Origin of the sequence: Caviibacterium pharyngocola (assembly GCF_002795405.1) — a bacterium.
GTDB classification, from domain to species: Bacteria; Pseudomonadota; Gammaproteobacteria; order Enterobacterales; family Pasteurellaceae; genus Caviibacterium; species Caviibacterium pharyngocola.
The window spans coordinates 1-10102 of the sequence record NZ_PHGZ01000002.1; the positions used below are offsets into that span (position 1 = coordinate 1).

The following is a 10102-nucleotide window of genomic DNA, read 5'->3' on the forward strand; positions in this document are numbered from 1 at the left end:
GTTTAATAAAACATTTAGAAAAACCGTGAGTTGAGAGACTGACGGTTTTTTTGTTTTTGAGGAAAATGGAAAAGTAGGTGTAATAGACAAAATGGTTGCTAAAAAGTGGGTTAAAGCCTTATAGTAACGGTATTATGTAGCAGTTGCACAAAGATTAAAAGCACTAAATAACTTAAAATCCCCAATACAAATAGTATGGGGATTTTTTATATGTCTGAACAAGGGTTGATTACACAATTAAAGAAAGAAATAGAAAGTGCTTATAAAGAAAAAGCCTATCTTTATCGGCAAATAAATGAATTACATAGTAAAATCGCTCAAATAGACGAAAAAATAAGCGTATATGAAAAAACAATGGAATATATCGATCCAACGATTACACTTAATAAAACGCCCATCCTTGCCAAACCTAGATCATTTAGAACAAGTATTCAAAAATTAGTAAGCCAAGTCTTTAAGGCAAACATAGAGCGGTGGTGGATGTTAGATGAATTAACTATTGAGATGCTTAAAATTGATAGGTGTATTTCCGTCGTTAATGTTGAGTTACTTACCCCTAAAATTTGTTTAGCGGTATATAATGTGTTACGCAAATTAAGAGCAAAAAATATGGTTGAGCAAAAGCTACTTCCTTTGCAAGGGCAAGTTGAACATTTTGGATACATTAAGCATTCAGCTTGGCGGCTTAAACAGATTTAAGTTTCCATCTCACTTTTATATTGCTATTTTTGTTTCCATTGCCAATAAACTTCTCGACGGCTAATTTGAGTTCTTATTATCCAACCACGTTGATAGAACTCATTGAGCTGTTTGCGAACGGAATCAAGATGCTTTTCAGATGGCGTACTATCGTTTTGTTCAATATTAAAAATTCGCTGAGTAAGTTCGCTGATAGTAAAGTCTTTGGTAGGGTTATCTCGCATAATTTGCAAGATATACTTACGAACTTTCCCCTTAAAGAGCTTGTATCTGCGGCGGTAGGTAAAATTTTCTGTATTATAGAGTATAATATCTTCTTCATTTTCACAAAGTGCTATCGCACGCTGTAATGCACCAATTTTAGAATCAAGTAAAGCGAGATGGTGTAATACTTGCTTACGTTCAAATTCCAATTCTTTCAATTTCTTATCTAAGGTATAAGCCATCATTTCCCCTACTGCCAAATCACTTCTTGATGGATGATTTTCCGCTGCCAATAACCGCACCATTCGTTTTGTTCGTTACTTGTTTCAAGGCATTTGCCGAGAATATCTCGAAACTGCCAACCATTATCTTTGCGACGATTATCTTCACGGTAAGCGATTTCATTGGCATAGTTGAGTAAATAGGTATTGCTCATTTTGTGAACGTGTCCGTAATACATGCGTTTAAAACGAGCGAAAAAGGATTCGGCTTGATTATTGGTTACGCCCAAACGACTACGATATTCATCTTTGTGATTGACGGTGCGTAGGTCATAATTTATCAGTAAGCTGTCGTAGGCGGTGCTTTCGTCCGTATTGATACGGCTGTTTTTCTCAATGTAAGCGTGAGCAAAATTTTTCACCACAGACTGCGTTTCAGAGTGGGCAACAAATACCAGCGAGCGTTTTGCTCCAAGATGAAGTGGATTTTCCGCTTTCTCATTCGCAGAAAAATGCTCACGAGCCACTATCACACAACGTTTGTTTGGGTTCTGATTTTCTTTCAAGCGATAATCAATACGGTCGGCTTTCTTATTTGCCTTACGAGGTGCAGGGTGAACGTAAGTGCCGTCCATATCTACTTCACCTGAAAGTGGTTGCATATCACGATGTTCAAGCATGGCTTTGCGTAGTTTGTGGCAAATGACAAATGCCGTGCGATAGTTGATTTTCGCATCACGAGAGATTTCTAGGGCTGATACGCCCTTAACCGCATTCACAAAGCGAATCAAAATATATAGGTAAGTTTTCAACGGTAACTTGTGATTAGCAAAAATTGTGCCTGATGTTACTGAAAAAGTGTGATGACAGTGCTTACAACGCCACTGCTTGCGCGAGGAAATGAAATAGGCTTTATGCTGCACACCACATTTCGGGCATACCACATTCTCTTTACCTCCCCAGTGAGCTTCGCACATAAGGTCAAACGCATCTTCTTCCGAGATATTCGCTATCTCAAAAGCAGAAAGCGTTTTGGCTTTCGGGGTGAGAAGGAAGTGCTGTGCCATAATGTTTCAGCGTTCAGAGTTGTTCCATTAAATTATTTAAATTCTTATTACAAATACGCTCAAATGCGATACAATAAAAACCGTTAAATGCAAATATACGCTCATTTGCGTTATTTGTCAATCTAAAAATGATTTTGGAATGTTCAAATGCGTATATCAGAAAGATTGAAACTCGTTTGTGAGTCTAAAAATTGGAAAATTAAAGAGTTTGCTAAACTCACAGGATTGCCCTACCGAACAATGCAGGGTTATGTTGGTGGCGAACGTGAACCGAATGCCGAAGGGATGGCCGCAATTGCTAAAGCGGGGGTAAACCTAAATTGGTTAGTAAGTGGTGAAGGTGAAATGTTCAAAGAAATCGAACAACAAGCCAACTTTAACCAAACAGAAATTGAGCTACTCAATAACTATCGAGCAATGTCGAATGAATTACAGAAAGCGGTAGAAGTGTCGTTTAAAGCAATTAATACAGAATTGAAATAATACTTGACAAGTAAAAGGAAAACCCAATGCTAATACAAGCCTACAAGCCTACAAGCCTACAAGCCTACAAGCCTACAAGCCTACAAGCCTACAAGCCTACAAGCCTACAAGTAGCTTATTCTCTAAATATCAACCTTGCAAATTTATTTTGGGAGGTTGCTAATGGCTAGGAAAGATAAAATTGTAACTCCTAGTGTTACTCAGAAATTACAAAGTTTAGGATATAACGTTGCTGATTGGGATGATAGTAAAACTACTTCTAAATTAACAGATGAAATTATTACGGTATTAAAAAAAGCATCTAAATCTGAGAATGGTAATGAAGGTTATCCTGATAGGATTTATTGTAATAAGAAAAAGAAGCTATTAATTCTTGTTGAAGAAAAACCAACAATGCAAGAACACAATATAGAAAGTATAAAATCTGGATGTATTGCTGGATTAAAGTGGTATTTAAAACAATTTCTATCAGAAAAATTTTCTTCTTGGAAAATTATTGGAATTGCAGTTAGTGGAGATTTATCTGATCAATATAAACATAAATTTAGTTGTTTTCTTATAGATAAGCAAAAAATAAGTTTGGCTGAAAATGTAAATGATTTTTTAAAAGAAAATGAATTTATAGCTTTATTTAATAATATTGATGAAGAGAAAGCTATATCAAAAGTAACTAAGGTTAGCAAGAAAATTAATAAACTATTGCGTTCAATTGATTCTCAAAAAAGACCAATTATATTAGCTGCTTTAATGATAAGTTTATATAGATCTGAAAAATATGATAATAATTTTCCTGATATTTATGAGAACTATACCTCAGAGCAAATATTAAACAACATTTACCCAACAGTAAAAAATATTTTAACGGCAGAAGATATACCTGAAGAAAAATTGAAATCTTTGGAGCTAGAGCTTAATTCAATAAATCAAGATCTATCATTAAAAAACACAAATATATTGAAAGAAATATTAAAAGAACTTGATGAAAACATAATCCCATTATTTAATGATACTTTCTCTACCACATCAAATTATGACATAATGGGAAAATTTTATGAAGAGTTCTTAAGATTTGCTGGAGTTTCAAATGTAAAAAAAGGAATTGTTCTCACTCCAAGACATATAGCAACTTTATTTACTAAATTAATTCCATTTAAGAAAAATGATAAAATCTTGGATCTATGTTGTGGTACTGGCGCATTTTTAATTGCGGGAATGAATAAATTACTAAGTTTAAAAGGTATAGATGTTCAAAATGTTAAATCTAACCAATTATTAGGATTTGAAATTAACCCAACAATGTACATTTGTGCAATATCAAATATGCTATTTAGAGGGGATGGCAAATCTAAGATCTATAATATGGACTCTATTAATGATGATAAAGTTAATAAAATAATTAGTGAATCAGCTCCTACAATTGGATTTATAAATCCACCATATTCAGGTAAGGAAAATAAAGAAGATCCAACACCAAAAGAAATCACCTTTCTAAAAAAAATGTTAGATAGTTGTTCAAGATATGGGATTATTATAGCTCCTTTATCGATGTACTTTAAAGATACTGAAGTAAGAAAAAAGATCTTAGAAAAACATACATTAAAATATGTTATTAATATGCCTAAAGATCTCTTTCAACCCAATGCATCTACTAGTACAGCTATTGCGGTTTTTGAAACTTATGTATCTCACAATTTTGATGAAGATGTAGTTTTTTATGATTTGCAAGATGATGGTTTCATCCTTTCTAAAAATAAAGGACGTACAGATATATATAACAAGTGGAATTTTATAGAATCTGAATTGCTAGACGAAATTTTAAATGGCTCTAAGTCTGACGATATTGTTATTTCTAGAGCTAGAATCAAAAAAAATGATGAATGGAATATTTACGCACATTCTCAACCTGATTATAGTAAATTAAATTCTCAAGATTTCTGTAATACTATTAATGATTACGTCATCTATCAAAGTAAAAAGGAATTAGGTCTTCTTGAAGAAGATAAAACAGAGTTTGAAATGATTAATGTTTTATCTAGTTATATTTTAGAAAAAAACAAAATAAATCCTAAATATCAATGTAAAACTAACTTAGAACTATTTGATAAAAATAGAAAATGGGAATATTTCAAAATTAGGGATGTTTTTGACAGAATTGAATCTACAAGAGGCACTACAACTTATGATTTAACTGAAGGTAATGAAATCCCTTATATAGCAGCTAAAAAGAAAAATAATGGATTTGATTATTTTGTATCTGAAGATGGAAATGAAGAGTATATATCTGATGGTAATGGTATTGTGTTTATTAATTTAGGGGATGGAAGTGGAGGATACTCAGTGTATCAAGCAGAGCGTTTTATTGGTATGAATGGAAAAACATCTGTTGGCTATTCGGATTACCTTAATCAATATAATGCTTTATTTTTAATAACTATCTTAGATAAGCAACGCTACAAATATTCTTTTGGTAGAAGTTGGACTGGACAGAGATTTGATCAAACTAAATTATATTTACCTTGTAAAGATAATGGCAGTATAGATTGGGAATTTATGGAGGATTATATACGCTCTCTTCCTAATGGAAATATTATTTAGCTTAAAAAGCCATACAATAAATCTTATTTATGATAATCAGAAGCAACCTACCTTTATAGTTGGTTGCTTTTGGTGTACATCAAATTTCGAAAAACGCCTCCTTATATTGTTTAAAATACAATCAATTAAACGCATTAAAAAATTTCTCTTGACAAGATTCACCCCTTATTCAAACTGACTTTTATTGAAAATGCAAAAAATCTCAAAAAATGCTTGACAAAAGAAAGTGTTTTTTGAAATTTTTTGCATTTTGATTTGAATATAGTTCAGAAAAGGGACGAAGACTGTCAAGCGAAATTTTTTAATGCGTTTAATTGCTGATATTTTAAACATTGTTGAGTGATTGTTTCATAAAAATCTTCCTTGCGTGTACAAATGTTCAGAATCAAATACTAGAAAAATCGCCAATCTGGAAATACAGATTGGCTTGGAGAGGTTTGTTCCTTAAACACTATACTAAATACCCAGATATGCACTCATAGTAAATAGGATTTAAGTAAGCATCTGAAAAGCAGTAGTAAATTTTATTTCTTCATTTTCATAAAACGGCAACCCAATCAATCTATAATGCGGTGTGTCCTGTTGCAATATGCGATCTTTGCCGTATTCATCAGTAATTGCTTGTAAGAAAGCTTCTTTCCATTGGTCTTTTTCTACTAAGTGATCACCTTTTGGCTCAATGAAAATTTGGTAATGCAGAAAATCTTGCATGCCGTTAGCGGTAGATTTTACTTTATCTTTTAACAGCAAAATAAAATCTGGCATAAATCCTTCGCCATCGGTGAAATTGCTTAGTTTCAGTACTTCTTCATTGCGTAATAAATGCACATCATATTTCGTTTGTAAATTTCCCATTCGGTGAGCAATAAAGGTAATTAGGTCTTCTTCCAACTTTGTGCCAGCAAAATGATCAAGAGCATACCACGAATGTTGTGTTACATTTGGCTTCACCTTGTCTTTATCCACCCATTTTTCTTTTGGCTGACCAAAAATCTCCCACAATTTTTTCGGGGTGAAGCTTTGCTGCCGATAAATGGCGTATGGGTTTGTTGCAAGTGTTTTTCCACTGCTTCTAACGCTTTCAAACATGCGTTTAATTTATCGTCTGAGGAAATCTCACCATAGCCATCCAGCCCTAAAAATTCCACTTGCCAATCTTTGAGCAGAATCGTTTGCAATTCAGCACGGCTGATAATGCCTAATTTTGTTTGCAAGCGCTCGAAATGGAACAAAGAATTACTATTTTTGCTTTTAATATGAATTGCTTTGGCGAAAATATGCTGTTCAATTTCTCCTAAAGTTAAAATTTCTGTGCGGTTTTCTTCTATGCCCAATTGCTGCACTTGTTCGGTGGTTTCATCGGCAGTGAAATGTGTTTCTTGCAGCACTTTGCTGTTATGCACTATGATTTTTAACACTGGCTTTAAGTCTTGCAAACTTGCCGCATTATTTGCCTTCGCATTCGGGTTAGGTACTTTTTTATTCGCCCAAATCAGCAAATTTCTAAAACTGTCATTCTCGGCAAGTTCAGGCTTAAGTGCAAATTTTAGTTTCACTTTGTTGTTACTAGTTTCAGATAGATAGCCATCTTTGCGTAATTCGTCTTTCAGCTCGGAAATATAGCGAGATTGCTCATCAAAGGTGTAATAAAACAATTCTTCTAAAATTTTCAGCTCGTGTTCAACACCCTCAAATTTTCGTTTATTCGGTAATTTGCCTTCAAAAGCAAAGGGATAATAACGCACACCACGCCCAATCAGTTGCTTTTCAGAAACAGTTGTGGCGGCAGTTTTGCCTGATCGTTTATTTGAGCCACCACCATTTTGCCCTTCATACAATCTCACAATGTCGAACAAATTCAGCACGTCCCAACCTTCGGTTAGGCGATCTACTGTGAAAATAGCTCGCACAGGGTTATCTGCTGCTTCCAAGTTATTCAGCAGTTTTTCAGTTTCCACATCGGTTTTTTCTTTCTTGGTTTTGTTGGTTTGTGAGTTGGTGATAATCACATTATGCGGCTGATAATTTTCCTGCACCCATTTTGCCAAGTGAGCGTGGCTTAGTCCTTGTGCCTGCATAAAACGCAAAGCCTGTTCAGTGCGTGTTTTACCTTGCTGATTGGCGTTTTCCGCATCATTCAACTGGCTGGAAAGTACAGTCAAAAAAGTAAAATCTTCGGCATTTGCCTGCTCCGTCCATTGTAAAAATTGCTCATAATCAGCACGAGATTCATCAATAGTTTTACTGCGAAATAGCATAACTGGCTTGAAGTTAGCAATGCCATATTTTAAGGCAAGTTGATGGCGATACCACGCAAATAGCAAGGCATGTAGCACACGTTCTTTTTTCGGCAATTGCGATGAAACAAGGTTAATGTCCTTGGTGTAGCCCGCTTGCAAAAATGCTTTCAACGGGAATTTAGTAATGATTTTATCGGCATATTTTCTCGCCACGTCTTCACTTTCAGGCAAGGTAGCGGTAAATTCCAGCAACACATTTTCACTTGGCTTACCATTTTTGCGTAACAGCAAATCTAGTACCAAATGTTCCCAGCCTTTGCGTTCGATTTCATCATCGCTCGCCTTGCCATTCAATTCCGTGCTTAAATCCAACGGCATTTGTTTTTTACTTTTGGTCTGTGAGTTTAAATGATGGGCTTCATCGCCTAACATCACGAGTTTCAACTGATGTAAATCTGCCAAAGTGGTTTGATTTTCTCGTTCAATATGTACATCATTATACAGCTTTTGAATGCTAGTAAATTTAATTTCAATGCCATTTGGATTCGGACTAAACGTCTCCACTTTTTTTATGGGAATCACATTATCACCCAGCAAAATTTTTGGCTGAAATAAATATTTATAATGCAAGCTGTCGATAAAATTGTTTTCGGTTTTATCCACAATATTATTTTGATTCACAAAAAATAGAAAATGACGATAGCCTTTTTCAAAATAATAAAGTATCAGTGCAGCCATCATCATTGTTTTGCCTGCTCCAGTTGCCATATTAAATAGCAAATGGGTTGGTTTATTTTTTAATTCTGGAAAATCTTTAAAGTTTTTGGTTCGTTCAAAAATCAGAAAATTTTCCAATGCCGATTTTTGCCAATCAAAAAACGGATATTTTAGGTTTTGGTTGACAAATTTAGGAATAGTTAATTTCTCTTCATCGCCGTCGTCTAAATAGATCTCCTTACGGCGTTCAATAATATCAAATAACGTCTTTTCCATTATTTCATTCCGTAAAATTCTAATGTTAAATCTTTATCTTCTTGATTTAATCCACACTCAAATTGGCTATCATTCATATCAGACACATTTATATAAAGTTGATTTAAATCCAACATTTCCAACATCATCTGCTTTTGTTCATCTAACGTTAAGGCTAAAAATTCGGGTTCTTGGCAAATTTCATTGGCAAATTTTTGCACGTTGACGTTATATTTTAAGAAATATTTGTCACACAATTCGGTAAACAAGCGGTCTAATTCCACCCAATTATCGCAAGCCAAAATGGCGGCTTTCGCCTGTGCATTCCACTCACCTAATTCGCAATAGACAAATTCGCCACCACCTTGCCAGTTTATCTCTTTAGAAATACCACCTTGCTCGCCGTCAATCACTTTTTTTAACCGCTCCACTGCAAGGGTTTCCACATAATCCATCTGTTCGATGCCAATATATTGTCGCCCCATTTTATGCGCCACAGCAGCGGTTGTCCCTGATCCGAGGTGGTAGTCAAGGACGATGTCAGATTCGTTTGTAGCTGTATTGATTAAATACGAAATTAGACTTTCAGGCTTTGGATATTTAAAAAGATCTTTTTGAAATAACTCAAATAGTTCTTTTTTGGCATCTTCATTTGTCCCTACACCACATTCTATTTTACTAATGAAATTAGATGGCTTTTTATTGCGCTCTCCTTCTCGAATATAACGAATAGCAAATTTTTCAGATTTAATAATAAAAGTTGTATTATTTTCAATTTCCTTTGTTATTGTGCTTTGTGTCCATTTGAAATTACCTGATAATTTGAAAGGAGTACTATTCCAACCATTACAAACAACTAACTCACTTTCCAGCGTTGTTTTATCTTTTTTAGCAGGATAATAAATTCCGTCAGGAATTTTAAATTGTACAGAAAAAGCAGGAAACTCTAAGGTATTTAAAGCATTACTTTCGTTTAATAAAGGCATATCTCCACCTTCAACTATACCCCCAAATAGTCCTTCAAATGTATTTTTACGATAACATAAAACATACTCTAATTTTTTTCTGACATTTTTGGATAATGATGGTGGAGTAGCTGTTTTCATCCACATAAAATAAGCAATGAAGTTTTCTTTTGTAAAAATATCGTCCATTAACAATTTAAGATGTGCTAATCCATCATCATCAATTGATACAAATATAACACCATCATCTGTTAATAATTCTTTTGCAATCTCTAATCTATTTTTCATAAATGTTAGCCAAGTAGATAACTTAAAATTAGAGTTATAAGCAAAACTATCTTCCGCCTTAGTTTTTCTAAAATAATACGGTGGATCAATATAAATCAATTTTACTTTGCCCCGAAATTGCGTGGCGAGAGAATGCAGGGCAATAAGATTATTGCCTTTAATAATGAGATTTTCAGTAGGTGTGCCGTCAGTGCGACGTTTGATTTGTGTAACGGCACTTTTACCGTCTTTAGTGTAGCGAGAAAAATGAGTAAGAGCCTTGGGATCAAATAAACGGTCTATTTCATCAAATGCTAATACTTGATTGAAAAAAATTTCTTGACGTTTCGTTATTTGTTTAGTGTACAATTGAGCTGAGCTGAGCTGAG

Annotated in this window: 6 protein-coding genes and 1 pseudogene; 3 read left to right on the forward strand and 4 right to left on the reverse strand. The window is 34.2% G+C overall.

What is annotated here, in order from left to right; translation table 11 throughout:
- The first annotated feature begins 210 nt into the window (after positions 1-210).
- On the forward strand, positions 211-699 hold the full coding sequence (locus CVP04_RS00415) for a hypothetical protein (RefSeq protein ID WP_100295556.1): 489 nt from the start codon (positions 211-213) through the stop codon (positions 697-699).
- 23 nt (positions 700-722) lie between these two features.
- Here CVP04_RS00415 and CVP04_RS00420 read toward each other — a convergent pair whose 3' ends face one another.
- Together CVP04_RS00420 and CVP04_RS00425 are read right to left on the reverse strand one after the other, a co-directional pair.
- Positions 723-1145: a hypothetical protein gene (locus tag CVP04_RS00420; RefSeq protein ID WP_100289535.1), complete on the reverse strand. Its 423-nt coding sequence runs from the start codon at positions 1143-1145 to the stop codon at positions 723-725.
- An 8-nt stretch (positions 1146-1153) separates the two neighbouring features.
- On the reverse strand, positions 1154-2191 hold the full coding sequence (locus tag CVP04_RS00425) for an IS1595 family transposase (protein WP_100295557.1): 1038 nt from the start codon (positions 2189-2191) through the stop codon (positions 1154-1156).
- Positions 2192-2338: 147 nt separating this feature from the next.
- On the opposite strand from CVP04_RS00425, the gene CVP04_RS00430 reads away from it, so the two are divergent.
- On the forward strand, positions 2339-2674 hold the full coding sequence (locus CVP04_RS00430) for a helix-turn-helix domain-containing protein (RefSeq protein ID WP_100289533.1): 336 nt from the start codon (positions 2339-2341) through the stop codon (positions 2672-2674).
- Between the two features lie 162 nt (positions 2675-2836).
- A complete protein-coding gene (locus CVP04_RS00435) occupies positions 2837-5269 on the forward strand; it encodes an N-6 DNA methylase (protein WP_100295558.1) in 2433 nt (810 codons plus the stop codon).
- Between the two features lie 492 nt (positions 5270-5761).
- Here the strand turns inward: CVP04_RS00435 and CVP04_RS00440 are convergent.
- Positions 5762-8502: pseudogene (locus CVP04_RS00440) on the reverse strand (DEAD/DEAH box helicase family protein).
- A partial coding sequence (locus tag CVP04_RS00445) for a site-specific DNA-methyltransferase (RefSeq protein WP_100295559.1) occupies positions 8502-10102 on the reverse strand: 1601 nt, incomplete at its 5' end. The gene CVP04_RS00445 and the pseudogene CVP04_RS00440, both read right to left, overlap by 1 nt.

What these genes read in the sequence shown, in the direction of transcription:
- CVP04_RS00430 (WP_100289533.1), top strand. Translation starts at nt 2,339, where the DNA reads ATGCGTATATCAGAAAGATTGAAACTCGTTTGTGAGTCTAAAAATTGG.
- CVP04_RS00420 (WP_100289535.1), bottom strand. Translation starts at nt 1,145, where the DNA reads ATGGCTTATACCTTAGATAAGAAATTGAAAGAATTGGAATTTGAACGT.
- CVP04_RS00425 (WP_100295557.1), bottom strand. Translation starts at nt 2,191, where the DNA reads ATGGCACAGCACTTCCTTCTCACCCCGAAAGCCAAAACGCTTTCTGCT.
- CVP04_RS00435 (WP_100295558.1), top strand. Translation starts at nt 2,837, where the DNA reads ATGGCTAGGAAAGATAAAATTGTAACTCCTAGTGTTACTCAGAAATTA.
- CVP04_RS00415 (WP_100295556.1), top strand. Translation starts at nt 211, where the DNA reads ATGTCTGAACAAGGGTTGATTACACAATTAAAGAAAGAAATAGAAAGT.